We start from the raw sequence: 26,157 nt of genomic DNA, 5'->3' as shown, positions 1-26,157 counted from the left end.
GCCCCGGTCCGCGTGGTCGGCTCAGTCGGTGACCGGCAGCAGCAGGTCCACCAGGACCGGGAAGTGGTCGCTGGCCCGTCGGGTCCGCGGCGTGTCGACCACGTCGTAGTCGACGACCGTGACGCGCGGGTCGACGAAGAGCGCGTCGATCCGCCGCCGGGGGTCGGCGCACGAGTAGGTCAGCCGGTCGGCCGCGTCCGCCGCGACGGCCGTGTCGGTGAGCCCCCGGGCGACGGTGGCCCAGGCCGGGCCGTCCGGCCCCTCGTTGAGGTCGGCGCCGGCCACCACCGGGCTGGTCGCCGCGTCCAGCTCACGCTTGAACAGGGCGGCCTGCGCCGGGCGTTCGACGGGGTCGGTGGCGAGGTGCGACCCGGCCAGGGTGAAGCGGGCGCCACCGGCGACCACGCAGTCGGCGTACGCGGCGCCGCGCAGGTGCCGTCCCGGGGTGAGCGGGAAGCGCTGACAGCGGGTGGCGAGCACCCGTACCCGCAGGCTGGTGAGCAGCAGGTTGCCCAGCGCCGGCAACCCGCCGGCGGCCACCACCATCCCGAACGACTCCGCCAGCGCGGCGGACTTCTGCCGCCAGCGGAACCGCCGCGGCCCCTCCTGGACGATCACCACGTCGGGCGCCGCGCCCCGGACGACCTCGGCCAGCGCCGCCGTGTCATCCCGCTGGCTGTGGATGTTGTACGAGACGACGCGCAGCGGCACACCGGGGCTCTGCGTCATGCCGTACGCCTCAGATCCGGCGAGCCAGGTCGGCCGCGCCGATCACGCCGGCCCGGTTGCCCAGCTGGGCCGGGCGGATCTCGGCGACCGGGAGTCGGCTGCGCTGGGCGAGCGACTCGGTGTAGGACCGCCGCGCCGGGCCCATCAGCAGGTCACCGGCGTCGATCACGCCACCGCCGACGACCAGCACCTGCGGGTCGAGCATCTGCGCCATGTCCGCGAGGCTGGTGCCGAGCCAGCGCCCGACCTGGGCGAACGCCTCGGCGGAGACGGGGTCCCCGCCCTTGGCCGCCGCGGTCACCATCGGGCCGGTGATCGCCTCGGCCTCCCCGCCGGCCAGCTCCAGCAGCGCCGCGGCGCGCTGCGGCTCCTGCCGGGCGGCGGCGCGGGCGAACCGGACCAGGGCGCTGCCACTGGCGTACTGCTCGATGCAGCCGAGCCGCCCGCAGCCGCACTGGTGGCCGTCGGGCACGGTCAGCATGTGGCCCAGCTCGGCGGCGATGCCGTGGGCGCCGCGCACCAGCTCGCCGCCGAGCACGATGCCGCCGCCCACGCCGGTGCCGATGGTGAACATGACCATCGAGTCGTCGGCCTCACGGGCCGCGCCGTAGCGGAACTCCGCCCAGGCGGCGACGTTGCCGTCGTTCTCCACGATCACCGGCAGGCCGACCTGGTTGCTGACGTAATCGCGCAGCGGCTCGTCCCGCCAGGCCAGGTTGGGGGCGAACTGCACGATCGAACGGCTCGCGTCGATCCAGCCGGCCGCGCCGATGCCGACCGCCTCGATCGTGCGCCCGGCGGCCAGCTCGCTGACCAGGTCGGTGATGACGTCGCGGGTCTTGGCGACGTCATCGGCGGGAGTGTCCCGTCGGGTCTGCACGAGCACCGTGCCGGTGTCGTCGACGACACCACCGGCCACCTTCGTGCCACCGACGTCGACTCCGATGGTCAGCGTCACCGCTGCCGCTCCCCTCTGCTGTGCTGTGCTGCCCCGTCCCACCGCCCGTGGCGGTGTGGCGGGGTGTCCCCTGTCAGGCGCCGTCGCCCGCGGCGTCCGCGCCGACGTCCGCGGGTTCCCGCGAGGCGGGAACCACGGATCGGGCGGTCGCCGGTGCGGCCGTCCCGGCTTCCTCGACGGGCGGTCCGGCGGTGGCCGGGGCGGCCTTCTCCTCCGCCCTGGTCGCGACGGACCAGACGTCCCGCTCCGGTGCCGGCTGAGAATCATGCCCGCTGCGGGTGGCATCGCGCCAGACGAGGTCGTCGTCGACGCCGGCGGCGGGGGTTCCGGGCCCCTCCGGGGCGTGGTCGGCGGGCGGCCCGGGCGGGTTCGCGGACGCGAACGCCCGCAGCAGGCTGGCCACTCCGGCGGCCAGATCGCCCGCACCGGTGGCGAGTCGCTCCGCGAATTCCGGACTCGGGTCACGCAACGCGGCGATACCCCGGCACACCGGGCAGATGCAGCATTCGGCCGCGCCGGTGGCGAAACCACCCCCGTCCGGACGGGCCGACCCACCCGGCCCGGCGCTGTGACCGAAGACACTGGCCACCATCCCACCGATCGGGCCCCACTGGCCCGCGGCCGCCGAGCCGGAGGTCGCCATCCGCGCCGTCGCGAGCAGCGTCGCCACCAGCCGCTCGGCCTCTTCCCGGGCCGAACCCGGATCCGTTGCCACCATGGTCGACTCCTCTACCGTGGCGGCCGGGCCGCCGGACGCGTCACTGCGCCGCACCGGGTGCTTCTACCCGGCGCTTGAGCTGCTTCAACGCGGTATCCATGATCATTTTCTCCGCCTTGCGGCGAAACATCCCCAGCATCCCGACCGACAGCTCCACCTCGAGGGTGTAGGTCACCGTGGTCGTGCCGTCGGCGTTGCCCACCAGGTCGTACGAGCCGCGCTGCGACTTCTGCATCTTCGACGGCGCCACCAGGTCCCACTCGATCCGGGACAGGTCCTCGGCGTAGGCGTAGGCCAGCACGTACTCGTCGGCCATCACCCCGGCGTCGATGGTGAACCGCACCTGGCTGGCGTAGCCGTCCTCGTACTCCTCGATCACCTCCACCCGGCGCATCGCCTCGGTCCACTCCGGGTAGCTCGCGAAGTCGCAGATGACCGCCGCCACCCGCTCCGGTGGGGCGCCGATGGTGATCGACTGGGTGGAGGTGTCCGCCATGGGGGGAGGCTACCCGGCGCGCCGCCCGCCAGGCCCGTCCCGTCCCCCGCCGCGCGTCACAAGCAACCTGCCTGTCCGCCATCGACGCCCGGACGGGTAGGTTTCGACAAAGCCGACCCGCCGTGGCGGCCGGTCCGGTCAGTGCGAGCACGAGGGAGTGCAGGTGCGCGAGTTCTCCGTCCCCCCGATCGTCACCGTCGGCGACTCGGCCAACCTCACCGACCCGGTCTGGGACAACGCCGAGGCGGCTCCCGACGCGGTGCAGTTCGTCCGCCCCGGCGCGACCGCGGACGGCCCCGCCTGGGTGGACGTCACCTGCCGGCAGTTCCGGGACGAGGTCGCGGCGGTGGCCCGCGGGCTGGTCGCGGCCGGCGTACGGCCGGGCGACCGGGTCGGGCTGATGAGCCGCACCCGCTACGAGTGGACCCTGGTCGACTACGCGGTCTGGGCGGCCGGCGCGGTCACCGTGCCGATCTACGAGACCTCCAGCACCGAACAGGCCGCCTGGATCCTCGCCGACTCCGGCGCGGTCGCCTGCGTCGTGGAGTCGAACGCGCACGCGACCCTGGTCGCCGGCATCCACGACCGGCTGCCCGAGCTGACGCACGTCTGGCAGATCGACCTGGGCGGCGTGGACGAGTTGGTGGCGGCCGGCGCCTCGGTCGGCCCGGATGAGATCGAGCGGCGCCGGGCGGGGCTGCGCTCCGGCGACGTCGCCACCATCATCTACACCAGCGGCACCACCGGCCGACCCAAGGGCTGCGTGCTGACCCACCGGAACATGTACGCGGACGCCGCGAACGCCGTGTCGGTCCTGCCGAACCTGTTCCACCCGGGCGCCTCGACGCTGCTCTTCCTCCCGCTGGCGCACGCCTTCGCCCGGCTCATCCAGATCGGCGTCGTGCAGGCGCGGGCCACCATGCGGCACTGCGCGGACACCAGGAACCTGGTCGCCGAGCTGCAGGAGTTCCGGCCCACGTTCGTGCTCTCCGTGCCCCGGGTGTTCGAGAAGGTCTACAACGCGGCCAAGCAGAAGGCCGAGGCCGACGGCAAGGGCGGCATCTTCGCCCGGGCCGAGCAGGTGGCGATCGCGTACAGCGAGGCGTTGGAGACCCCGGGCGGGCCCGCCTTCGGACTGCGGGCCCAGCACGCGCTCTTCGACAGGCTCGTCTACCGCAAGCTGCGGGCGGCGCTCGGCGGGCGGTGCCGGGACGCCATCTCCGGCGGCGCGCCGCTCGGCGCCCGGCTCGGCCACTTCTTCCGGGGCGTCGGCGTCACCGTGTTGGAGGGGTACGGGCTGACCGAGACCTCGCCGGCGGCCTCGGTGAACCTGCCCGGCGCCACGCGCGTCGGCAGCGTCGGACGCCCGCTGCCCGGGGTGACCATCCGGATCGACGACGACGGCGAGATCCTGATCGCCGGCGACCTGATCTTCCAGGGCTACTGGCACAACGAGGCGGCCACCGCCGAGGCGCTGACCCCGGACGGCTGGTTCCGCAGCGGCGACCTGGGCCAGCTCGACGCCGACGGCTACCTCAGCATCACCGGCCGCAAGAAGGAGATCATCGTGACGGCCAGCGGCAAGAACATCGCCCCGGCCGTGCTGGAGGACCAGGTCCGGGCCCACCCGCTGGTCAGCCAGTGCGTCGTCGTCGGCGACCGGCAGCCGTTCGTCGCCGCGCTGGTCACCATCGACGAGGAGGCGCTGCCCCGCTGGCTGGAGACCGCCGGGCTGGGCGCGGACACCCGGGTGGAGGAGCTGAGCGACCACGAGGGCCTGCGGGCCGAGATCCAGAAGGCCATCGACGCCGCCAACCAGGGCGTCTCCAAGGCCGAGGGGATCAAGGTCTTCCGGATCCTGCCCCGTGACTTCACCGAGGCGACCGGCGAACTGACCCCGTCGCTCAAGGTCAAGCGCCAGGTCGTCCACAAGACGTACGCGGCGGAGATCGCCGAGATCTATCGGGGCTGACTACCATCCGTCACGTGCCCGCCTCCACAACCACCCAACCCCAACCACATCCCCTCGCCGCCGCCGCGCGCCTGGTGATGCTGGCGCTGGTCGCCGTCCTCACCATCTTCGCCACCCACGACGTGACCCAGCTGTGGTGGATCGCGCTGCTGGCGGTCGCCGGGCTGCCCGCCCTGCTGGCGTCGCAGCACCGGCTGGTCGGCCCGCTCAGTCGGATCGCCGAGGTGGTGGTGTTGGGGCTCGCCGCGAGCCAGGTGGCGGCGGTGGCACTCGTCGGCGGGGCCATCGACGGGCTCGGCGCGTCGGCGGTCCTGCCGTACCTGGCCGTGCCGGTCACCGTCACCGCGCTGCGCCGCCGGTTCCGGGAGGGCGCCGGGCTGCTCGGCGTGGCCGCGGCCGTCCTGCTGGTCAGCGGCGCGTTCACCGAGGTCGACGGCGCGCGGCAGCTCACCCAGCCGGGCTACCTGGCGGTCTGCGCCCAATGGCTGATCCTGGCCGCGCTGGGGCTCTACGCCGCCCGCACGCTGCACCGGGTCATGCAGGTCCGGGGCGAGGGCAAGCCCCAGCCGTACGCCGAGGCGACCCGACTGCTGACCCAGCTGCGCACCGTCGCCCGGCAACTGCCGGGGGCCACGCTCGACCCGGGTGGCATCTCCGAGCACCTGCTGGAGGAGCTGCGCACCGCCGCGCGCTGCGACCGGGCCGCCGTGCTCTCGGCCAGTGGCGGCGGACGGCTGGTGGTGCTCGCCCAGGTCGGCGTCGACCGCGTCGACTGGGAGACGACGCTCGACGCGGACTCCGCGATCGCCGACGCGTGGGCCAGTCAGCAGCCGCAGAGCGCCGCCCGCTCGCAGGCCCGCTCGCACCCCGGCGGCGAGGTCTCCGCGCTGATCGTGCCGCTGGTCGCCGGCGTGCGTACGGTCGGCCTGGTCGTGCTGGAGGCCGACGCGGCGCACGCCTACCCGCCGGACGTCGTGTCCCGGGTGACCGGCCTGACCGGCGCCGCCGCGCTGCGGCTGGAGGCCGCGCTGCTCTTCGACGAGGTGCGCTCGCTGGCCACCAACGAGGAGCGCCAGCGGCTGGCCCGGGAGATCCACGACGGCGTGGCGCAGGAGCTGGTGATGGTGGGCTACGGGATCGACAACGCCCTGGCCACCGTCTTCGACGACGCCGAGGAGACCGCCGAGGCGTTGCGCACCCTGCGCGGCGAGGTGACCCGGGTGATCACCGAGCTGCGGCTGAGCCTGTTCGAGCTGCGCAGCGAGGTCGACCGGCACGGTGGCCTGGCCGCCGCGATCGCCGAGTACGCGCGCACCGTCGGCGCCTCCGGCGGCCTGCGGGTGCACCTCTCGCTGGACGAGTCCACCGCCCGGCTCCCCGCGGCCACGGAGGCCGAGTTGCTGCGCATCGCGCAGGAGGCGGTGACGAACGCCCGCAAGCACGCCGGCGCGTCCAATTTGTGGGTCACGTGCGAGGTCGACCCGCCGTACGCCCAGATAGAAGTGTCGGATGACGGTCAGGGGATCGCTGACCAGCGGCCCGACGGGCGGTACGGTCTTGCGATCATGGCCGAGAGGGCGGAACGTATCCGGGGCCGGTTGGAGATCCGACCCCGGCAACCGAGCGGCACGACCGTGGCGGTGGTTCTCGGCACCTCGCCCCGGCGCGATAACGTGCGCGGTAGCGCAGCAGCAGAAGGGGAGTAACCCGAGGATGACCACAAGTCCGACACCGGCCACCCGCACCAAGGTCCTCCTTGTTGACGATCATGACCTGATCCGCAAGGGCCTGCGGCACGCGTTCGAGCGCGACCGGCAGTTCGAGGTCGTCGGTGAGGCGGCGACGGCGGCGGAGGGGGTACGTCAGGCCGGCGCGCTTCAGCCGGACGTGGTGATCATGGATCTCCGGCTCCCCGACGGCAGCGGTCTGGAGGCCACCCGCGCGCTGCGCAAGTCCAGCGCGTCGATGGGCATCGTGGTGCTCACCATGTACGCGGGCGACGACCAGCTCTTCGGTGCCCTGGAGGCGGGCGCGAGCGCCTTCGTGCCCAAGACCGCCCCGGCCGACGAGGTGGTGGCCGCCGCCCGGCACGCCGCCTCCTCCCCCAGCGCGTTCACGGCGGCCGACCTGGCCGAGGCGATGAAGCGGCGGCTCGCTCCGTCCGGTCCGCAGCTCTCCCCCCGCGAGGGGCAGGTGCTGCGGCTGCTCGCCGACGGCATGAGCGTGGCCGGCATCGCCAAGCAGCTCTTCGTCAGCGAGTCCACCGCCAAGACGCACATCTCGAAACTCTACGAGAAGCTGGGTGCGGCCAACCGCGCTCAGGCGCTGATGACCGCGCTGCGGCTCGGCCTGCTCGAGGCGCCGGACGCGCCGAAGTTCTGACCCGCCCCCGCCCGCCGGGGCGGGAGTTCGTGACGCGAGGTCCGCGTCGGCCCGACGGCCGGCGCGGACCTCGCGTATCGACCGACGTGCACGCCCTCGTGTCGCCGCGCTATGGTCACCCGGCCTCTCGCGGGGCAGAATACCGCGGTGGTGCGTGGGCGACGGCGCCTGCGTGTCGGCACGAGGGGGTGGCATGCGGCGGCGGGACTGGGCACCCGAGACCATCGAACGTCCGAGCGTCGCCCACGGGTACGACCACCACCTCGGCGGCTGGCACCACGTCGCCGCCTCCCGGACCGCGGCGCAGGCGATGGTCGACGTGGTGCCCGAGGTGCCGCCGTCGCGGGCCGGCGACGACGGCCGCAGCGCGGAGGACGCCGAGCGGACCGTCCTCCTTCGTGGAGTCGGGCGGCTCGGTGGGTGAGCCGTCCCCGGCACCCCGCACCCGGCCCGGGACGTTCGCCCGGGCCTGGGCCAAGGCGCTCTCCGGCACCAGCTACCTGCCGATGTCCCTGGCGCAGCTGGAGTCCCTGCTGCAACGGCTCACCGACCAGTTGGCCGGCGCCCTGCGGGCCGAGCCGTTCGACCTGCGGCCCGGTCACCGGGTCGGCGCCGAGCTGGTCGCCAACCACATCGCCTCGGCCGAGGGGCTGGGCCGCACCGTCGAGGTCGTCCAGCTCCGGCTGGTCCGCGACCTGGGGCTGGTCGCCGACGAGGTCGAGGACCGGATGGCCCGACTGCTCGCGGCGGTGGCCACCGGCTACGCGCGCGCCCTGCGCGACCGTACGCTCGACGAGCAGGAGTCGATCCGCCGGGCGGTGATGGTGGCCCGCTCGCAGGCGGAGCGTGCCCTGCGGGCCAGCGAGGCGCGGTTCCGCCACCAGGCCACCCACGATTCGCTCACCGAGCTGCCCAACCGCGTCCTCTTCACCGAACGCCTCGCCGCCGCGCTCAACGAGCCCGGCCGGGGCGCGGAGCGCGTCGGCCTCTGCCTCATGGACCTGGACCGCTTCAAGGCGGTCAACGACTCCCTCGGGCACCAGACCGGTGACCAGTTGCTGACCACGGTCGCCGGCCGGCTGCGCCGGGCCCTCGACGGGCACCTGGTGGCCCGGATCGGCGGGGACGAGTTCGTCGTTCTGGTCGAGCGGACCGCCGGCACCGCCGACGTGGTGGCGATCGCCGACACCGTCCTCGCGGCGGTCCGCGAACCGGCCCTCGTGGACGGTCACGAGCTCTCCGTCACGGCGAGCGTCGGGGTCGTCGAGCAGCAGGTCGCCGGCACCACGTCGGGCGACCTGATGCGGGCCGCCGACGCCACCCTGCGCTGGGCCAAGGCCGCCGGCGGCGCCCGCTGGGAGGTCTACGACGCCGACCGCAACCGACGTGAGCGGGCTCGCTACGCGCTCTCCGCCGCCATCCCCGCGGCGCTGGAGCGGGGCGAGTTCTACCTGGAGTACCAGCCGCTCACCTCGCTGCGCGACGGGCGTCTGCTCGGGGTGGAGGCGCTGGTCCGGTGGCGCCACCCCGAGCTGGGCGTGCTGCGGCCGGACAGCTTCATCGGTCTCGCCGAGGAGACCGGGCTGATCGTGCCGCTCGGCGGTTGGGTTCTCGCCGAGGCGTGCCGGGAGGCGGAGCGCTGGTCCGGGCGCGGCGCGCCGGCCCCGTTCGTCAGCGTCAACCTGGCCGTACGCCAGGTGCACCGACCCGACCTGGTCCAGGAGGTACGCGCGCTGCTGAACCGCACCGGGCTGCCGCCGGAGCGGCTCCAGCTGGAGATCACCGAGAGCACGATGATGAGCACCACCGAGGAGCCGGTGAAGGCCCTGCGCATCCTCGCCGACCTGGGCGTCCGGATCGCCATCGACGACTTCGGCACCGGCTACAGCAACCTCGCGTACCTGCGGGACCTGCCGGTGACCGAGCTGAAGGTGGCCGGCGAGTTCGTGGCCGGGCTGCGGGCCGCGACGGCGGAGCCGGCGCGCCGGACCGACGAGCGCATCCTCGCCTCCCTGGTGTCGCTCGCGCACGCGCTGGACCTCACGGTCACGGCCGAGGGGGTCGAGACGGCGGGGCAGGCCGAGCGGCTGCGCGCGATCGGCTGCGACGCCGGTCAGGGCTGGCACTTCGGTCGACCGGCGCCGGCGGAGCGCATCCTGGAGCGCATCGGCTGACGCCGTAGACACTGTCTACGGCACCTGGTAGACAGTGTCCGTGAACGAACCCGCGGGCGACGTCCGGTCCCGGCTGGTCGCCGCCGGAGTCGACCTCGTACTCCGCGAGGGCCTGACCGCCGTGTCCCTGCGGGAGATCGCCCGACGGGCCGGCGTCTCCCACGGCGCGCCGCGGCGGTACTTCCCCACCCACCTCGACCTGCTCTCCGCCATTGCCCGCGAGGGCTACGCCGAACTCGCCGCCCGGGTCGCCGCCACCGTGCGTGACGCCGGACCCGACCCGCGCGACCAACTCGTCGCGCTCGGCCGGTCCTACCTCGACTACGCCGCCGCCCACCGCGGCATGTTCGAGCTGATGTTCCGACACGACCTGCTCGACAGTGGCCGGCTCGGTCTGCGCGACAGCAGCCTGCCCCTGTTCGCCCTGCTGGTCGACCTGGTCGCACGCGTACGCCGGCCGGCCGACGCCGCCGCCGAAGTCCTCGCCGGCGCGCTCTGGGCCAACCTGCACGGCATCGCCCAACTCTGGGCGTGGGGCAGCCTCCAGCTCGCGACCGGCGCCGCCGACGACGACGCCCTGTTGCGGGCGGCGCTGGACGCCCACCTCGGCCCCACCCCCACCTCACCGGAGGACTCGTGCCCCTGCTCTACGACCTCGCCAAGCTGACCGTCGGCCGCGCCCTGCGGCTCGGCTGGCGCCCACGGGTGGAAGGGCTGGAGCACCTGCCCCGGCACGGCGGCGCGATCCTCGCCGGCAACCACCTCTCCGTGGCCGACGAGCTGTTCCTGGCCGCCGTCACGCCCCGCCACGTCGCCTTCTGGGCCAAGGCCGAGTACTTCTCCGGCCGGGGCCCGCGCGGCTGGCTCAGCCGGCAGGTCGTGAACGGCATGGGCGCCATCCGGGTGGAGCGCGCCGGCGGTCGGGCCGTGCTCGCCGCGTTCGACGCCGCGATCCCCGTGCTGCGCGCCGGCGGCCTGGTCGCCGTCTACCCCGAGGGCACCCGCTCACCGGACGGACGCCTGCACCGCGGCCGCACGGGAGTGGTCCGGCTGGCCCGGGACGCGGGGGTGCCGATCATCCCGGTCGGCGTGCTCGGCACCGCGGAGGTGCTCCCCATCGACGCCCGCCTCCCCCGCCGGCACCCGGTGACCCTGCGCTTCGGGCCGCCCGTCCCGGTCGTCGGCCGCATCCACGAACCACGCGACGTCCGCGTCCTCACCGACGAGGTGATGACGGCGATCCAGGCGTTGACCGGCCAGGAGTACGTTCCCCGGTACGCCCCGAAGCGCGAGACCCGGGCCGCCTGAGATCCTGGCCGTCCGCGGCCCGGCACCGTGGTGGCCCGGACGGCGGGAACGCGCGTCATACGCGGCCTTTTCCCGGTATCGACAGCCGGGTCCACACAGGAACTAACCACGCGTTAAACTTCCGCAACTCATCGCAGTTACGGGGGTAAATATGCGAATCTTGAGAATCGGCACGGTTCTCGCGACCGTGCTCACCGTCCTGGTGGCGAGCGCCGGCGTCAGCGCGGCAGCCGCCGTCACCGCCACCTACAACGTCTGGACCTGGAACGTGGCGGGCTGGACGATGCATCGCGGCTCCACGAGCAACGGCCTGATCGAAGTGATCTCCAATTCCATTCGGAACAGGTCCTCCAACCTCGCGGCGCTGAACGAACTCTGCTGGAGCCAGTACAAGGCGGTGCAGTGGAATCTGCGCGCGACGGGCTGGGGCGAGGACGAGGAGAACTACTCGCGGTTCGCGAGCACCAACGACACCGGCTGCGGCGGGGAGAAGTCCGGCATCGCCCTCTTCAGCAAGGCCCCGATGGGTCCGTCCCAGAGCTTCACGCTGCCGGACGACGGCCGTGTCGAGCAGCGGAAGCTGCTGTGCGCTCCGCTCGAGGCCCGACCGCACCTGCGGTTCTGCACGACCCACATCACCACCTCGAGCGAGGTCATCGGCGGCAGTCCGATCAACCAACGACAGTTGGACGCGGTCCGCGCCCAGGTGGACGCCTACAACGCGGCCGGCGACACGGTCATCATCGCGGGCGACTTCAACGCCCAGCCCAGCTACAACCGCCTCGACAAGTGGTATTCGTCCAGCGTCAACACGGCCAACAATCCCGACAACGAGGGCTTCCACCGGGAGCTCGACGATCGCGATTCGCGCTGCGTCGGATACGGCGAGAACACCCAGGACGACGGAACCCCGGCCGGACCCTGCGGGCCCGGTAAGAAGATTGACATGATCTTCGTACGGGAGGACAAGATCGTGGGCAGCTACGACGGTGATTCGTTGAGCATCTCCCAGAGCTGCGGTGGCGCCTGCTCCGACCACCGGATCCTCATCGGCACCGTCACCGTCACCGTCAACTGACCGACCTCCGATCCGCGCGATCGCGTGGATTCCCGTGGCTGGTGGCCTCGCCCGCTCCGGCGAGGCCACCACAACCCCGAAGCAGTGGCCTCCCAGCAGCAGGGAACCCGTTGCAGCGGCCTCCGAGATGCGGGCGACCGCGAGTCGGTGCTCGTGACGGCCCGGTGTGGATCGTTCAGCCGGCGAGCAGCGTCGCCATCCGCTGCGCCTGGGTCTCCCAACGCCACTCCCGCTCCACCCACGCCCGCCCGGCGGCACCGAACTGTCGCGCCAGGTCGCGGTCGGCGAGCAGCCGAGACACCCGGTCGGCGAGCTGGGCGACGTCCCTGCCGCCGACGACGTAGCCGGTCTCGCCCTCGCGGACCGCGTCCGGGGCGCCGCCGGAGTCGCCGGCGACGACTGGCAGGCCGGTCGCAGACGCCTCCAGGTAGACGATGCCCAGCCCTTCGACGTCCAGGCCACGGTTGCGGGTGCGGCACGGCATCGCGTAGACATCACCGGCCGCGTAGTGAGCCGGCAAATCGTCGTGCGGCACCGACCCGGTGAAGACCACGTCCGGCTCCACACCGGTATCGCGGGCGAGCTTCTCCAACGCCGTCCGGTAAGGGCCGCCACCGACGATCAACAGAGCCGCGTCGGGCACCCGACGACGGATCTCCGGCAGGGCCCGGATCAGCATGTCCTGACCCTTGCGCGGCACCAGACGGGACACGCAGACGACGACCGGTCGGCCGGTCAGCCCGAGGCGCTCGCGCACCGGCTCCCCGTCGACCGCCGGGTGATAGGTCTCCACGTCCACCCCGGGCGCGAGCCGGCGCAGCTCGGTCAGCCCGTCGACCGCCCGCGCCAACCGGGTGCGCGTGTATTCCCCCAGGTAGGTGGTCACGTCGACGCCCCGGGCGATCCGCCGCAGGGCCGCCCGGGCACCGGGCAGGGCCGCCCAGCCGATCTCGTGCCCGTGCGTCTGCGCCACCACCCGGCGGATGCCGGCCCGACGCCGCAGACCGGCGGCGAGCAGGCCGAGCGGGGCCGCCGCGCCGAACCACACCGTGTCGCAGTCGTACGCCCGAGCCAGTCGGGCGGCCCGCCGCGCCACCCGTGGGGTGGGCAGCAGCACCGTGGTCCGATCCCGGACCACCTCGAACGGCTGGTCTGCGTCGAACTTGTCCGCGCCCCGCCAGCGGGACGCGTAGACCACCACGGAACCGGTGGGCTGGTGCAGCGCGAGGTTGTGCACGAACGACTGGATGCCCCCCGGGCGGGGCGGGAAGTCGTTGGTGATCAGCAGCGTCCGGCTCATCTGCCGGCCTCCCTGGCGTGGGCGCGGGCGGCGGCCATCCGCTCGACCGTGGACGGGTGGGTCGCCGAGTAGAGGTATTCCCAGCGGGGCGGGTCGGGGTCGGAGAGGTTGACCGACCCGAGGCGTCGCTGCATCGACTCGAACGCGGCGGGATCGCCGGTCAGGGCCAACGCGTGCGCGTCGGCGCGCGCCTCCACCCGGCGCGAGATCAGCGCCTGGACCGGTGTGGCGACCAGACCGACCACCGTGACCAGGGCGACCAGCAACGGGAACGCGCGCGGCTGCGCCACCGAGTCGACACCGGCCAGCCGCAGCAACGGCGCCCAGGAGCCGATCAGGTAGAGCGCGACCACGGCGGCGGCGGCGCCCAGCGCCCCGGTCAACGTGCCGACCGCCACGTCGCGGTCCCGCGCGTGCCCCAGCTCGTGCGCCACCACGGCGGTCACCTCCGCCGGCGACGCCTCCCGCAGCAAGGTGTCGTAGACGACCACCCGCCGGGTCGGCCCGAGACCCGACACGTACGCGTTGACGGCCCGGGTGCGTCGCGAGGCGTCGGCGACCAGCACGTCGCGCACCGGCACCCCGTCGCGGGCCGCCATGGACATCAGCTCGGTGCGCAGCGGCCCGGGCTCCATCGGGGTGAACCGGTTGAACACCGGCTCCACGAGCACCGGCAGGACGAAGGAGAGCAGCACCACCAGGCAGGCCGCGCCCGCCGCGCCGAACGCCCACCACCAGCGCGGTGCGAGCCGGATGACGGCGTAGAAGCCGAACAGCGCCACCGCGCCGATCACCGCGCTCACGGCGTACGACTTGAGCAGGTCCACCGCCCAGCCACCCCAACCGTTGGTGCTCAACCCGTAGCGGGTGAGCACGGCCTGCCGCCAGGCGGCGAACGGGAGGGTGACCAGGTCCGCGACGAGCACGACGGCCAACCCGCCGAGAACCGCCTGGGCGGCCCAGTGACCACCGAACGGCCGGCCCGCCACCTCGACCAGCCGACTGCCCAGTGGGGTCAGCCCGAGAGCGAGGGCGATCAGCAGGCCCACGGCGAGCGCGGAGTAGCCACCCGGGCGCAGTGCGGACCGGAACTCGCGGCCCCGGGCCACCTGGTCGGACGGAAGGTCACGCAGCGCGGCCAGCTGGTCGGCCCGGGGGGCCGGCGGGCGGTGCCAGGGGATCAGCAGCACGGCGGCGACGACCAGCGCGAGGGACAGGCCGGCCAGGGTCAGCAGTGCCCAGCCGCGGATAGTCATCGCCCCACCCCGCCGCGCCGGGTCGGCACGACCACGGCGCGGCGCGACCCGGTCGCCGGGCGACCACCACCGCTGTGCCGTCTCCGCCTCATCCCGCCGCTCCTCCCGCTGAGAGCGCCCATCCTATGGCCCGCCCGCCCGAACCCGGCGGCAGCGCCTGGCCGACCCCGGCCACCCGCCGACCCGAGCCGGCCGGGCGGGAACGCGAGTGCCGGGGACGGCCGCGGCCGGCGGCACCGTCGGGCCCGCTCAGGCCACCCGCTGCCGGCGGGGTCGGACGCGGCGGGCGGCACGATTGGGCCGGCTCAGCACGATTGGGCCGGCTCAGCACGATTGGGCCGGCTCAGACCAGCGGTGTCTGCGGGCCTGACGCTGCCAGCGGCACCGTCGGGCTCGCTCAGGCCACCCGGGGCCGGCGGGACGGGCGCGGTCGGCCGGCGGGGCGACGTGGCGCGGGCAGCACCGCCACGTCGAAGCCGGCCCGGACGAACACCTCGATCGCCCGGTGCTCGGCGGCGCCGAGGTCGTCGGCCGGGGACCGGTCGTCGAGCAGCGCGGTCACCAGGCAGCCGGAACAGCCGGCTCCCCGGGCGACGCACCGGTCGCAGTCGATGAGCATCAACGCCTCCTGACGAGCTGCGGCGGCGAGGGCAACCCGATGGTCGCCGCCCGACCACCGTCGGTGAGGAGACGCTAATCGTCGGGTACGACAAATCCGCCCAGCCACGACCAACACTGATCTTGGTGAGAAGAGGCCCCTGGAGGGGCCATTTCCTACCAAGATCCGCTGGAGCGGCGTGCGGGAGGCGTCAGGAGCGCGCCAGGCGGCGCAGCAGCGAGTCGGCGCCCAGCGGGTACGCGCCGTGCCGACGCACCCCGTCGGCGACCTCCCGGTCGGAGGAGACCACCACCACCGGACGCCCCGACGGTTCGGCACGCACCAGGCGCCGGATCAGCTCGTCGGCGGTCTCGCCCTTGCGGGAGAACAGCACCCGTACGCCCCGCGGCGCGGGCGGCAGCCCGTGGATCCGCTCGGCGCCGTCGAAGACCACGGTGACCTCGTCACCGGTCTGCGCCGCGATCCCGCCGAGGCCGGTGATCAGCCGCTTGCGCTGCTGCTCCAGCGACATCTCGCCGAAGCCGCGCTTGGTGACGTTGTAGCCGTCCACCACGAGGTGCGCCCGGGGCAGCGCGAGCAACTGGTCCAGCCGGGCGGGGTCGTCGGTGTCCCGGGCGCGCGCGGCGGCGCCCGTGCCCGTCGCGGCGGGCTGGTCGGCGAACGCGTCGGCCACGAAGTCGGCCGGCAACATCTCCACCGGGTCGAGGGCGAGCTCCCGGCGCAGCCCGACGGCGGCCTGACCGATGGTCTCCAGCAGCAGCCAGAGCCGGGCGTCGTCGACCGAGCGGGCCTCCTTGGCGCTGGCCCGGGCCACGCCCGCGGCGGCCTCGGCCTCGGCGAGCCGGGCCCGCGCCCGGCGCAGCTCGGCCTCCGCGTCGGCGGCCGCCCGGGCCGCCCGGCCGCGTTCGGTGGCGAGCAGGTCGCTCGCCCGCTTCTCCCGGGCCTGGGTCTCCCGCAGCGCGCGGGTCAGCTGCCGCGACTCCTCCCGCAGCTGACCCAGCTCCTCGCGGACGCGGGCCAGCTCGTCACGGAGCTTCTCGGCCTCGACCCGCGCCACCGCCCGGTCGTGCTCGGCGCGGGTGGCCCGCTGCTCGGCCTCGCGGACCAGCTCGGCGACGACCGCGCTGTCCGCCTCGGCGCGGACCGCGGCCCCGCTGGCGTCGATCAGCTCCCGCCACCCGCGCGGCCGGGCCAGGTAGGCCAGCGCGGCCACCTCGACCGGGTCGGCGGCGGCCGGAGCCGTCCCCTCGACCACGGCCGCTCCCAGGTCGCCCGCGTCGGCGAGCACCCGGGCGGTCACCCGCTGCCGGAACAGCGGGTCGGCGGTGAGTTGGGCGGCGATCACGGGGGCGCCCAGGCGGGCACGGCGGTTGGGGGCGAACTTGGCGACCCGGCGCAGCGGCACGGGCACCTCGTCGGTGGGCAGACCGGGCAGCACCGCGGCGGTCAGGGCCACGATCCGCTGCCGCACCGGCTCGGGCAGCACGGGCTCCGGCTCGGCCGCCGCGCCGCCGTCGGCCACCGCGCGCCCGTCCCGACCCGACTCGCCGGACCCCGCACCACGCACATCCGATCCGGCGGCACGCACATCCGATCCGGCGGCACGCGCATCCGACCCCACATCAGGCACATCCGACCCCGCGGCACGCGCGTCGGAGCCCTGATCAGGCGCACCGGGACCCGGATCATCCGCAGCCGGCCCGCCGACCTCACCGGGGTCGCGCCCGGCGGCGACCTGGTCCTCCGGCGGGAGGTGGTCGTCGTACGGCTCGGTGAGGGGCATGTGGCAAGTCTCCCACCGCGACCGGGCCCACCGCCCGGTGAGTGAGCCGATCTCTCATCCTAGCCCTCGTAGTGACCCCTGGGGCAGCTGAGACGGGAGTGTCGGACGGTGGCGCTAGCGTGCCGCGGATGGCACAGGCGGAGTACGTCCAGCAGACGCTGGCTGGTCTCGACCCCGGCGGGGACGCCGGGATCGACCCGGCGCTGCCGCTCTACGCGACCACCTTCGTGGTGGTCGACCTGGAGACCACCGGCGGCGCCCCGGACGGCGGAGGGATCACCGAGATCGGCGCGGTCAAGGTCCGCGGCGGTGAGCAGCTGGGCGTGCTCGCCACGCTGGTCAACCCGGGGCAGCCGATCCCGCCGTTCATCACCGTGCTGACCGGCATCACACAGGCCATGCTGGTGCCGGCGCCGCCGATCGAGCAGGTGTTGCCGAGCTTCCTGGAGTTCATCGCCGACGCCGTGCTGGTGGCCCACAACGCCCCCTACGACGTGGGCTTCCTCAAGGCGGCCTGCGCGAAGCACGGTTACCGCTGGCCCAATCCCCGGGTGCTCGACACGGCCGCGCTGGCCCGTCGGGTGCTCACCCGGGACGAGGTGCCCAACCGAAAGCTGGGCACCCTGGCGGCCCACTTCCGCACCGCCACCCAGCCGACCCACCGGGCGCTCGACGACGCGAAGGCCACCGTCGACGTGCTGCACGGGCTGATCGCCCGGCTGGGCGGGCACCGGGTGGACACCATCGGCGACGCCATCGAGTTCGCCCGGGCGGTGACCCCGACGCAGCGGCGCAAGCGGCACCTCGCCGACGGGCTGCCGAAGGCGCCGGGGGTCTACATCTTCCGGGCCGCCGACGACCGCCCGCTCTACGTGGGCACCTCGGTCGACATCGCCACCCGCGTCCGCAGCTACTTCACGGCGGCGGAGAAGCGGGCCCGGATCTCCGAGATGCTCGCCGCCGCGGAACGGGTCGAGGCGGTGGAGTGCGCGCACTCGCTGGAGGCCGAGGTCCGCGAGCTGCGGCTGATCGCCGCGCACGCGCCGCCGTACAACCGGCGCTCGAAATACCCCGAGCGGATGGTCTGGCTCAAGCTCACCGACGAGCACTACCCCCGGCTGTCCGTGGTCCGCGACGTCTCCCCCGCCGACCGGTCGTTCCTCGGACCGTTCACCTCCCGTCGGGCCGCCGAGCTGGCCGCGGCGGGCTTCCACGACGCGGTGCCGCTGCGGCAGTGCACGCACAAGCTCTCGCTGCGGACCGTCACGCCGGCCTGCGCGCTGGCCGAGCTGGGTCGCTGCCCGGCGCCGTGCGAGCACCGGATCACCCCCGAGGAGTACGAGGACCGCGCCGCCGGGCCGTTCCGCACCGCCGCCGCGGACGACCCGCAGGTGGTGGTGGACGCGCTGCTGACCCGGATCGAGGTGCTCTCCGCCGCCCAGCGCTACGAGGAGGCCGCCGTGGTCCGGTCCCGGCTGGCGGCGGTGCTGCGGGTGGCCGTACGCATGCAGCGGCTCGGCGCGCTCGCCGGGATCGCCGAGTTGGCCGCGGCCCGGCCGGCCGCCCGGGGCGGCTGGGAGCTGGCCCTGGTCCGGCACGGTCGGTTGGCCGGCGCCGGGGTGTCCCCGCCGGGCGTCCATCCGCGACCGACGCTGGCCGCGATCCGGGCCACCGCCGAGACGGTGCCGGCCGGGCACGGGCCGGTGCCCCGAGCCTCGGCCGAGGAGTCCGAACGCATCCTGTCCTGGTTGGAGCGACCCGAGACCCGGCTCGTCGAGATGTCCTCCGGTTGGGCGTCCCCGGTGCGGGGTGCGGGCCGGTTCCGGGACCTTCTGGCCAAGGCCGAAGGTTCCATGACCCACCAACTCTCGACCGAACGCTCATGACCAACTGACCGATCGGACTACGTCGACTCCCTTAGGCTGTTAGAGAAGTGCAGTCCTGCCCGTTTCGTGGGCCTGCTCCCGGTTGCCGGGTCACCGGCACCGCGGGGGCCGGGGTGAGGAGGTGTCCCTCGTGGACGTCGACGCCGGACACGGCGCCGCCCTGGGGGGCGCCCTTCCAGCCCAGCCGGGCGAGCTGCCCCTGACCCGCCGGTTACGGTCGCTGCTCGCGTGGCCGACCGCCGAGGCCGATCCGGTCAGTCAACTGGTCCGGGCCCACCGCGCCATCCACCCGGGCGTCGACCCGTCGGTGCTGCGGCGGGCCTACACGATCGCGGAGAACATGCACCGCGGCCAGTTCCGCAAGAGCGGCGAGCCGTACATCACGCATCCGCTGGCGGTCGCCCAGATCTGCGCCGACCTCGGGATGGACACCACCACCCTGGTCGCGGCGCTGCTGCACGACACGGTGGAGGACACCCGCTACACGCTCCAGGCACTCGCGGAGGATTTCGGGCCGGAGGTCGCTCACCTGGTCGACGGGGTCACCAAGTTCGACAAGGCGTTCTACGGCAAGGCGGCCGAGGCCGAGACGACCCGCAAAATGATCATCGCGGCCGGCAAGGACGTCCGGGTTCTGATCATCAAGCTCGCCGACCGGCTGCACAACATGCGCACCCTCGGCGTACGCTCGGCGGCCTCCCGGGAGCGGATCGCCCGCAAGACCCAGGAGGTGCTGGTCCCGCTCTGCGACCGGCTGGGCATCCAAACCCTGAAACGCGAGCTGGACGACGTGGTGCTGCTGCACCTGGAGCCGGAGGAACACGCCCGCATCGCCCGGCACGTGCACGACCGGCCGGGCTGGGACGCCTATCTGGAGGACGTGGTCTCCCGCGCGAAGGTCGCCCTGCGCCGCAGCCGCGTCGACGCCGAGGTGACGCCGCGCCCCCGGCACCTCTACTCCATCTGGAAGGACACGGTGGCCGGCGGGCACACCGCGCCGTTCGACCTGCCGCGCATCGCCGTGGTGGTCGACGGCCCGGCCACCGACTGTTACGCCGCCCTCGGCGCGATCCACGGCACGTGGCGGCCGGTGCCGGGCCGCTTCAAGGACTACATCGCCTCACCGAAGAACAACCTCTACCGATCCCTGCACACCAGCGTCCGCGGCCCGAAGGACCGCACCGTGGAGGTGCTCATCCGCACGGAGGAGATGCACCGCTCCGCCGAGTACGGCATCGCCGCCGACTACCGCTTCCCCCGGGCGGGCGGCGGGGCGGCGGCCCGGGCCGACCAGCTGGCGTGGCTGCACCGGGTGCTCGACTGGGAGCAGGACGCGTCCGACCCGGCCCAGTTCCTCGAGTCACTGCGCTGCGACCTGGCCGAGGCGCAGATCCAGGTCTTCGCCGACGGGCGGCAGGTCGTGCTGCCGGCCGGTGCCACCCCGGTCGACCTGGCCTACGAGCTGGGCACCGAACGCGGCGACCATTGTCTCGCCGCACGGATCAACGGCCGGCTCGCGCCGCTCTCCTCGGAGTTGGAGGACGGCGACGTGGTGGAGATCTTCACCGAGAGCGACGCCGAGAACGGCTTCGAGGCGGAGGCGGCGCCGCGCGGCCCGCGTCGCGAGTGGCTGGACTTCGTCAAGTCGCCGCACGCGCAGATGCAGATCAACCGCTGGTTCGCCGAGCACACCGCGCCGGGCATCACGATCAGTGACAAGGTTCGCCTCGGCCGGGCCACGATCGGGCTCGCCCTGCGGCAACACAACCGTGGCCTGGCCAGCGACCTCCCGCTGCTGCGGCTCGCCGAGGAGCTGGGCTACCCCGACCTGGAAACGCTGCTGGTCGCGGTCTTCGACCGGGTCATCGAACCGGATGCCGTGGTCCGCCAACTCATCGACCTGGTCGATCACCGGCAGTGACCGTCGGCCCCCGCCCGGCACGAGGACGGCTCGTGACCACTAGCCTGGAGTCATGATCCCCCGCTCGCGCGTCACCGGCCGGGCCATCGCCTATCAGCTCTTCTACCGGTTGCCGATCCCCGTGCGGCGCCGACTCGTCCGGCTGGCCGTGCCGAAGTACATCGTCGGCGCGGTCACCCTGGTCCGGGACGCCGAGGCCGAGGGGGCGGGTCGCCTGCTGCTGCTGCGGCAGCCGCCCGGCACCCGGTGGACGCTCCCCGCCGGGTTGCTCCAGCGCGGCGAGGCGCCGGTGGTGGGCGCCGCCCGCGAACTGCACGAGGAGACCGGCATCCGGCTCTCCCCCGCCCGGCTACGCCCGGCCGTGCCGAACGCCCTGGTGCACGCCAAGGGCTGGGTGGACATGGTCTTCGAGACCGAGGTGCCCGCGTCGACCACCGAGCTGACGGTCGACGGGGCGGAGGTCTTCGAGGCCGCCTGGCACCCGCTGGACGACCTGCCGCAGCTCAGCTGGCCGACGGCGCGGCTGCTCGGCTACTACGGGATCGGTCCGCTGGCCGGGCAGTTCCCGCCGCCGGTGCCTGGCACGGAGGAGTGACCGTGGCCGCGGCCGGCCTCGGCGACGTCTGCGCCGTCGTGCTCGCCGCGGGTGAGGGCACCCGGCTGCGTCCGCTGACCGAACGCCTGCCCAAGGCGCTCTGCCCGGTCGGCAACATCCCGCTGCTCGATCGCGCGCTGGACCGCCTGGCCGGGCTCGGCCTGGTCGGGCCGGAGCGGGTCGCGGTGAACGCCTGCTACCTGGCCGACCAGGTGGTCGCGCACGTGGGTGACCGGGCGCACCTGTCGGTCGAGCCGGGTGACCCGCTCGGCACCGCCGGTGGCGTCGCGAATCTGCGGGACTGGATCGCCGGCCGCCCGGTGCTGGTCGGCAACGCGGACGCCTACCTGGCCGACCCGGCCGCGACGCCGGGCCCGGACATCGCCGCGCTGCTCGACGGCTGGGACGGCCACGAGGTACGCCTGCTGGGCCAGCCGGCCGCCGACCCGACGGCGCTCGGCACCTTCGACGGGCACGTCTTCACCGGCTTCTCGCTGCTGCCGTGGCGGCGGGTCCGGGACCTTCCGAGCGGCTTCGGCGACCTCGTCCGCGCGGTGTGGCGGCCGGCCGAGGCGGAGGGCGCGCTGACCGTGGTCCCCTTCCACCGGACCTTCTACGACACCGGCACCCCGGCCGACTACCTGGCGGCGAACCTGCACGCGGCGGGCGCCGCCGGCCTGGTCGACCCGACCGCCACGGTCACCGGCCGCTGCCGCGAATCGGTGGTGGGGGCCGGCGCCGAGGTGCACGGGGAGGTGGAGCGCTCGGTGGTCTGGCCGGGTGGCACCGTCCACGCGGGTGAACGGCTGCGCGAGGTGGTGCGGGCCGGCGACGACCTCACCGTGCCGGCCGCCCGCCCGTAACCGAGGATCTAGCATGAGCGACGACGCCGACGAACGGAGAACTGTCCCGTGATCACCGCGATCGTGCTGATCGACTGCGCCACCGACTCGATCCCCGAGGTGGCCGAGACCCTGGCCAACCTGCCCGGTGTCAGCGAGGTCTACTCGGTCGCCGGGCACGTCGACCTGATCGCCATGGTCCGGGTCCGCGAGTTCGAGCAGATCGCCCAGGTCATCGCCGGCAGCATCTCGAAGGTGCCGGGCGTGCTGAACACCGAGTCGCACATCGCGTTCCGGGCGTACTCGCAGCACGACCTGGAGGAGGCGTTCGCGATCGGCCTGGCCAACGCCGACTGAGCCCCGGCGCACGGAGGCCGGCCCACCCCGGGGGGTGGACCGGCCGCCGCTGTGGTTGGGCGTCAGCTCTCGCTCGGAGCCGGCGACTCGGTGGTGCCGCCACCCGGAGCCTCGGTGCCCGGCGACTCGGTGGTGCCGCCACCCGGGCCCTCGGTGCCCGGCGACTCCGTACCCGGCGACTCGGTGCCGGGCGACTCGGTGGTCGCGCCGGGGCTCGGCGTGCCGCTGGCGCTGGCCTGCGGGACCGGGATGCCCAGCTGCTGGGCGAGCTGGACGAGCTCGTCATAGTGCGCCTGGAGGGTCGGCAGCGCGGTCTGCGCCAGCTGGATCACCGACTGCTCCGAGCCCTGCGAGATCTCGGTCTGGGTGGCCTGGATGGCCTGCAGGTGGCCGGCCAGCTGGGCCGTCACCCACTCCCGGTCGAACTCCGCACCGCTGGCGTTGTTCAGCCGGTCGATCACGGCCTGCTGGTCCGCGGTGGGCCCGTTGGGCAGCTGCACGTTGAGCTGGGACGCGGTCTGCTGCACCGTCTGGTCCAGCTGGGTGTGATCGGTCACGAACATCTTGCCCAGGTCCTTGACCTGCTGGTTCTGGCCCTTCTGCTGGGCCAGCTCACCCGTGGTGATCTCGAACAGGTTGACCTGATGGATCGCCTGCAGGTACTGGGTGTCCTGCGTCGACGGCTGTGCCGCGGCCTGCGCCGCGGCGGCCGGCGCGACGCCGACCAGCACCAGCGCGGCCAGCAGGCCGAGGCGTTTGATACCCAACATGCTTCCCCCCCTTGAGACGTTGGACCGCACGGATACCCGGCTCACCGGGGTTATTCCTGCGATCCCCCGCCGCGAGGGACCGTCGCCTCCGGGCCCGCCCGTCCGGCTCCGGACCGGCCGGCCCGCCGCCCACGCGTACGTCCCGGTCCCCGCCCTCGTGTCCGGCCGCACGGAACCCGCGGTGCCGGACCTCGACGACTCAGCGCCGGAAACGGACGTGGCGCCCGCCGGATGATCCGGCGGGCGCCACGTCGAGGTGGTGCGGGGGTCAGCGGCGGGACTCGCCGCTGCCGATCTCCTCACGCTCCGGTCGGGCCTCGACCGGCGGGTGCCCCGGCGAGACCGGTGCCTCGACCGGCTTCTCGATCGGGTAGAAGAAGCCCCGGATGGCCGGGCCGAGGGCGCCGAGCCGGTTCATCTTCTTCGGGACGACCCAGCCGACGTACGGCAGCTCGCCGTGGCCGTCGTGCCCGTCCGCCGCGCTGAGCGGCTGGTGCACCTCGACGAACCGGCCGTCCGGCAGGCGCCGGATGATGCCGGTCTCGACGCCGTGCGCGAGCACCTCCCGGTCGTGCTGCTGCAGGCCCAGGCAGAGCCGGTAGGTGACGTAGTACGCCAGCGGCGGCACGATGAGCAGACCGATACGGCCGGCCCAGGTCATCGCGTTCAGGCTGATCTGGAACTTGTCGGCGATGACGTCGTTCGCGCCGGAGAGGGTCAGCACCACGTAGAAGGAGACCGCCATCGCGCCGACCGCGGTGCGGGCCGGAACGTCGCGGGGCCGCTGGAGCAGGTTGTGGCTCTTGCGGTCCTTGAGGTGCCGGGCCTCCATGAACGGGTACAGCGTGGACAGACCGACCAGGATGCCGGGGAGCACGACCGTCGGCCAGAACAGCGGCGGAATGACGTAACCGTCACCGATCGGGATGTTGATCTGCCAGGCCGGCATCAACCGGGTCGAGCCGTCCAGGAACATGACGTACCAGTCCGGCTGGCTGGCGGCGGACACGACCCACGCCTCGTACGGGCCGAAGAGCCAGATCGGGTTGATCTGGAACAGACCGCCCATCAGCGCGATCACGCCGAAGACGATCATGAAGAAGCCGCCCTGCTTGATGGCGTACCGCGGGAACATCCGCTCGCCGACCACGTTGCCGTTGGTCCGACCCGGGCCCGGCCACTGGGTGTGCTTCTGCTTGAAGACCAGGCCGAGGTGGGCGCTGATCAGCGCGAGCAGCAGACCCGGGATCAGCAGCACGTGGGCGATGAAGAACCGGCTGATGATGATCGTGCCGGGGAACTCCCCACCGAAGATCGACGAGGTGAGCCAGGAGCCGATCACCGGGATGGACAGCATGATCGCCGAGGCGATCCGCAGACCGGTGCCGGAGAGACCGTCATCCGGCAGCGAGTAGCCGGTGAAGCCGGCCAGGAAGCCGACCCAGAACAGCAGCGAGCCGATGATCCAGTTGGTCTCGCGCGGCTTGCGGAAGGCGCCGGTGAAGAAGACGCGCAGCATGTGCACGACGATCGCGGCCATGAACAGCAGCGCCGCCCAGTGGTGCATCTGCCGCATGATCAGACCACCGCGGACCTCGAAGGAGAGGTCCAGGCTGGAGGCGTACGCGGCGGACATCGGCGTGCCCCGCAGCGGGGCGTAGCTGCCGTTGTAGATCACCTCGGTCATCGCCGGCTCGAAGAAGAAGGTCAGGAAGACCCCCGTCAGCAGCAGCACGATGAACGAGAAGAGCGCGATCTCGCCGAGCAGGAAGGACCAGTGGTCCGGGAAGACCTTGTTCAGCAGCCGGCGCAGCGGGGTCGCCACCTGGAAGCGGTCGTCCACCCCCGCGGCGGCCTTGCCCGGCGTCGCCGCCAGGTCGAACTTACGACGCTTCATGGCCGCTCCCAGAAGTCTGGCCCGACGGTCTCGGTGAAGTCGGACTTCGCCACGAAGAAGCCCTCGGAGTCCACCTCGATCGGCAGCTGCGGCAGCCGCCGGCTGGCGGGACCGAAGACGGGCCGGGCGTTGTCGGTGATCAGGAACTGCGACTGGTGGCACGGGCAGAGCAGCCGGTTGGTCTGCTGCTCGTAGAGGCTGGCCGGGCAGCCCGCGTGCGTGCAGATCTTGGAGAAGGCCGCGTAGTTGCCCCACATGTAGTCGCCGTGGCCGACCCGCTCGTTGGCCTTGCGCGACTCCTGCGCGTCGGAGTCCCGCAGGTGGATCAGCAGCGTCGGCGAGTCGGCGTGCCGGTTGCTCACGCCGTGCTCGATGCCGGGGAACACGGTCAGCTGGCCGCCCGCGCTGATGTCCGCCGGGCGGATCGGACGGCCGTCCTCGCGGACCAGCCGGATCTTCTGCCCGCCCTCGGCCGGGGCGAACCCGGTCGTGAACATCTGGTTGTTCTTGTGCGGGTTGGAGATCAGCCCACCGACCAGCGGCGCCGCGGCGACGGCCGCGACCGGCGCGAGACCGGCCAGCAGCGAGATGCCGAGCAGCGGACGGCGCTTCACGCCCAGCTCGTCGGCCATGTAGAGCATGGTCTGGCCGGTGATGGTCCGGTCGTCCGCGGAGACCGCGCCCTCGTGCCGGTCCTGGATCGACACCTCCTTGGGCAGCAGCTTCTTGCCCCAGGTGAGGATGCCGAAGCCGACGCCCAGCAGGGCCAGGCCCAGGGTGACGCCGAGCAGCGGGGTGAAGAGCTTGTCGGCACCGCGGCCGGCCTCGTACTCCCACGGCCACCAGATGTAGATGACCAGGAACGCGGTCGCCAGCAGGCCGGTCAGCAGGAAGAGACCGGCGACCAGCCGGACCAGCCGACGCTCGGCCTTGGAGTTCGGGGCGACCTGGGGCTCGTAGTGGACGATCTCGATGTCGTCCCGGCGGGCACCCTCCTCGACGATGTCGAAACGGGTCAGCCCGGGGGTGTTCACGTCGAGCGGTTCCCGGCCCTGCTGGGTCTGGTGCTCGGTGTGCGTGCTCATGCCGTCACCTCGTTACCGGCGGTGCCGAGCG

At 73.4% G+C, this 26,157-nt stretch carries 24 protein-coding genes; 13 read left to right on the top strand and 11 right to left on the bottom strand.

Annotated elements, in window-relative coordinates; all coding sequences use genetic code 11:
- Nucleotides 1–21 precede the first annotated feature (21 nt).
- The 4 genes from ACIBTV_RS08085 to ACIBTV_RS08070 all read right to left on the bottom strand — a co-directional run bounded on the left by ACIBTV_RS08085 (nt 22) and on the right by ACIBTV_RS08070 (nt 2,901).
- Complete coding sequence (locus ACIBTV_RS08085; protein ID WP_396703297.1) at nt 22–729, bottom strand: endonuclease/exonuclease/phosphatase family protein; 708 nt, start codon at nt 727–729, stop codon at nt 22–24.
- Nucleotides 730–739: 10 nt separating this feature from the next.
- Nucleotides 740–1,687, bottom strand: a complete 948-nt coding sequence (locus ACIBTV_RS08080; protein WP_396703296.1) for an ROK family glucokinase — start codon at nt 1,685–1,687, stop codon at nt 740–742.
- Nucleotides 1,688–1,760: 73 nt separating this feature from the next.
- Complete coding sequence (locus tag ACIBTV_RS08075; RefSeq protein ID WP_396703295.1) at nt 1,761–2,405, bottom strand: hypothetical protein; 645 nt, start codon at nt 2,403–2,405, stop codon at nt 1,761–1,763.
- A 40-nt stretch (nt 2,406–2,445) separates the two neighbouring features.
- Complete coding sequence (locus ACIBTV_RS08070) at nt 2,446–2,901, bottom strand: SRPBCC family protein (RefSeq protein WP_091596543.1); 456 nt, start codon at nt 2,899–2,901, stop codon at nt 2,446–2,448.
- Between the two features lie 163 nt (nt 2,902–3,064).
- On the opposite strand from ACIBTV_RS08070, the gene ACIBTV_RS08065 reads away from it, so the two are divergent.
- The 8 genes from ACIBTV_RS08065 to ACIBTV_RS08030 all read left to right on the top strand — a co-directional run bounded on the left by ACIBTV_RS08065 (nt 3,065) and on the right by ACIBTV_RS08030 (nt 11,815).
- Entirely contained in the window at nt 3,065–4,873 is a 1,809-nt protein-coding gene (locus ACIBTV_RS08065; protein ID WP_396703294.1) for an AMP-dependent synthetase/ligase, read from the top strand.
- Between the two features lie 14 nt (nt 4,874–4,887).
- Complete coding sequence (locus ACIBTV_RS08060; RefSeq protein ID WP_396703293.1) at nt 4,888–6,579, top strand: GAF domain-containing sensor histidine kinase; 1,692 nt, start codon at nt 4,888–4,890, stop codon at nt 6,577–6,579.
- Nucleotides 6,580–6,586: 7 nt separating this feature from the next.
- A complete protein-coding gene (locus ACIBTV_RS08055; RefSeq protein WP_007072219.1) occupies nt 6,587–7,255 on the top strand; it encodes a response regulator transcription factor in 669 nt (222 codons plus the stop codon).
- 193 nt (nt 7,256–7,448) lie between these two features.
- Nucleotides 7,449–7,679, top strand: a complete 231-nt coding sequence (locus ACIBTV_RS08050) for a hypothetical protein (RefSeq protein ID WP_396703292.1) — start codon at nt 7,449–7,451, stop codon at nt 7,677–7,679.
- A gap of 82 nt (nt 7,680–7,761) precedes the next feature.
- On the top strand, nt 7,762–9,429 hold the full coding sequence (locus tag ACIBTV_RS08045; protein ID WP_396703498.1) for a putative bifunctional diguanylate cyclase/phosphodiesterase: 1,668 nt from the start codon (nt 7,762–7,764) through the stop codon (nt 9,427–9,429).
- Nucleotides 9,430–9,469: 40 nt separating this feature from the next.
- Entirely contained in the window at nt 9,470–10,096 is a 627-nt protein-coding gene (locus ACIBTV_RS08040; RefSeq protein ID WP_396703291.1) for a TetR/AcrR family transcriptional regulator, read from the top strand.
- Complete coding sequence (locus ACIBTV_RS08035; protein WP_396703290.1) at nt 10,066–10,737, top strand: lysophospholipid acyltransferase family protein; 672 nt, start codon at nt 10,066–10,068, stop codon at nt 10,735–10,737. The genes ACIBTV_RS08040 and ACIBTV_RS08035 overlap by 31 nt, the downstream gene beginning before the upstream one ends.
- Before the next feature lie 151 nt (nt 10,738–10,888).
- Complete coding sequence (locus ACIBTV_RS08030; protein WP_396703289.1) at nt 10,889–11,815, top strand: endonuclease/exonuclease/phosphatase family protein; 927 nt, start codon at nt 10,889–10,891, stop codon at nt 11,813–11,815.
- 175 nt (nt 11,816–11,990) lie between these two features.
- Here ACIBTV_RS08030 and ACIBTV_RS08025 read toward each other — a convergent pair whose 3' ends face one another.
- From ACIBTV_RS08025 to ACIBTV_RS08010, 4 genes are all read right to left on the bottom strand, one after another.
- Nucleotides 11,991–13,115: a glycosyltransferase family 4 protein gene (locus ACIBTV_RS08025; RefSeq protein ID WP_396703288.1), complete on the bottom strand. Its 1,125-nt coding sequence runs from the start codon at nt 13,113–13,115 to the stop codon at nt 11,991–11,993.
- Complete coding sequence (locus ACIBTV_RS08020; protein ID WP_396703287.1) at nt 13,112–14,371, bottom strand: M48 family metallopeptidase; 1,260 nt, start codon at nt 14,369–14,371, stop codon at nt 13,112–13,114. Before ACIBTV_RS08020 ends, ACIBTV_RS08025 begins: the two co-directional genes overlap by 4 nt.
- 397 nt (nt 14,372–14,768) lie before the next feature.
- Entirely contained in the window at nt 14,769–14,990 is a 222-nt protein-coding gene (locus ACIBTV_RS08015) for a hypothetical protein (protein WP_396703286.1), read from the bottom strand.
- Between the two features lie 190 nt (nt 14,991–15,180).
- Nucleotides 15,181–16,773, bottom strand: a complete 1,593-nt coding sequence (locus ACIBTV_RS08010) for an NYN domain-containing protein (protein ID WP_396703285.1) — start codon at nt 16,771–16,773, stop codon at nt 15,181–15,183.
- A 128-nt stretch (nt 16,774–16,901) separates the two neighbouring features.
- Here ACIBTV_RS08010 and ACIBTV_RS08005 point away from each other — a divergent pair, with 128 nt between their 5' ends.
- From ACIBTV_RS08005 to ACIBTV_RS07985, 5 genes are all read left to right on the top strand, one after another.
- Nucleotides 16,902–18,659, top strand: a complete 1,758-nt coding sequence (locus ACIBTV_RS08005) for a DEDD exonuclease domain-containing protein (RefSeq protein WP_396703284.1) — start codon at nt 16,902–16,904, stop codon at nt 18,657–18,659.
- A gap of 130 nt (nt 18,660–18,789) precedes the next feature.
- Complete coding sequence (locus ACIBTV_RS08000) at nt 18,790–20,580, top strand: RelA/SpoT family protein (protein WP_396703497.1); 1,791 nt, start codon at nt 18,790–18,792, stop codon at nt 20,578–20,580.
- A gap of 52 nt (nt 20,581–20,632) precedes the next feature.
- Complete coding sequence (locus ACIBTV_RS07995) at nt 20,633–21,175, top strand: NUDIX hydrolase (protein WP_396703283.1); 543 nt, start codon at nt 20,633–20,635, stop codon at nt 21,173–21,175.
- Nucleotides 21,176–21,177: 2 nt separating this feature from the next.
- Nucleotides 21,178–22,038: a sugar phosphate nucleotidyltransferase gene (locus ACIBTV_RS07990; RefSeq protein ID WP_396703282.1), complete on the top strand. Its 861-nt coding sequence runs from the start codon at nt 21,178–21,180 to the stop codon at nt 22,036–22,038.
- Nucleotides 22,039–22,086: 48 nt separating this feature from the next.
- Entirely contained in the window at nt 22,087–22,374 is a 288-nt protein-coding gene (locus ACIBTV_RS07985; protein WP_013287689.1) for an Lrp/AsnC family transcriptional regulator, read from the top strand.
- A 62-nt stretch (nt 22,375–22,436) separates the two neighbouring features.
- Here the strand turns inward: ACIBTV_RS07985 and ACIBTV_RS07980 are convergent, their stop codons facing one another.
- The 3 genes from ACIBTV_RS07980 to ACIBTV_RS07970 form a co-directional block, all read right to left on the bottom strand.
- Nucleotides 22,437–23,144, bottom strand: coding sequence for a DUF4142 domain-containing protein (locus ACIBTV_RS07980; protein ID WP_091596503.1), 708 nt, complete (start codon nt 23,142–23,144; stop codon nt 22,437–22,439).
- Nucleotides 23,145–23,412: 268 nt separating this feature from the next.
- Complete coding sequence (locus ACIBTV_RS07975; protein WP_091596500.1) at nt 23,413–25,041, bottom strand: cytochrome b N-terminal domain-containing protein; 1,629 nt, start codon at nt 25,039–25,041, stop codon at nt 23,413–23,415.
- Nucleotides 25,038–26,126: a ubiquinol-cytochrome c reductase iron-sulfur subunit gene (locus tag ACIBTV_RS07970; protein WP_396703280.1), complete on the bottom strand. Its 1,089-nt coding sequence runs from the start codon at nt 26,124–26,126 to the stop codon at nt 25,038–25,040. The genes ACIBTV_RS07975 and ACIBTV_RS07970 overlap by 4 nt, the downstream gene beginning before the upstream one ends.
- Between the last annotated feature and the right edge of the window lie 31 nt (nt 26,127–26,157).

The sequence above is a fragment of the Micromonospora sp. NPDC049366 genome (assembly GCF_044466625.1).
Classification (GTDB): domain Bacteria; phylum Actinomycetota; class Actinomycetes; order Mycobacteriales; family Micromonosporaceae; genus Micromonospora.
This window is presented reverse-complemented; position numbering and strand designations above follow the sequence as displayed.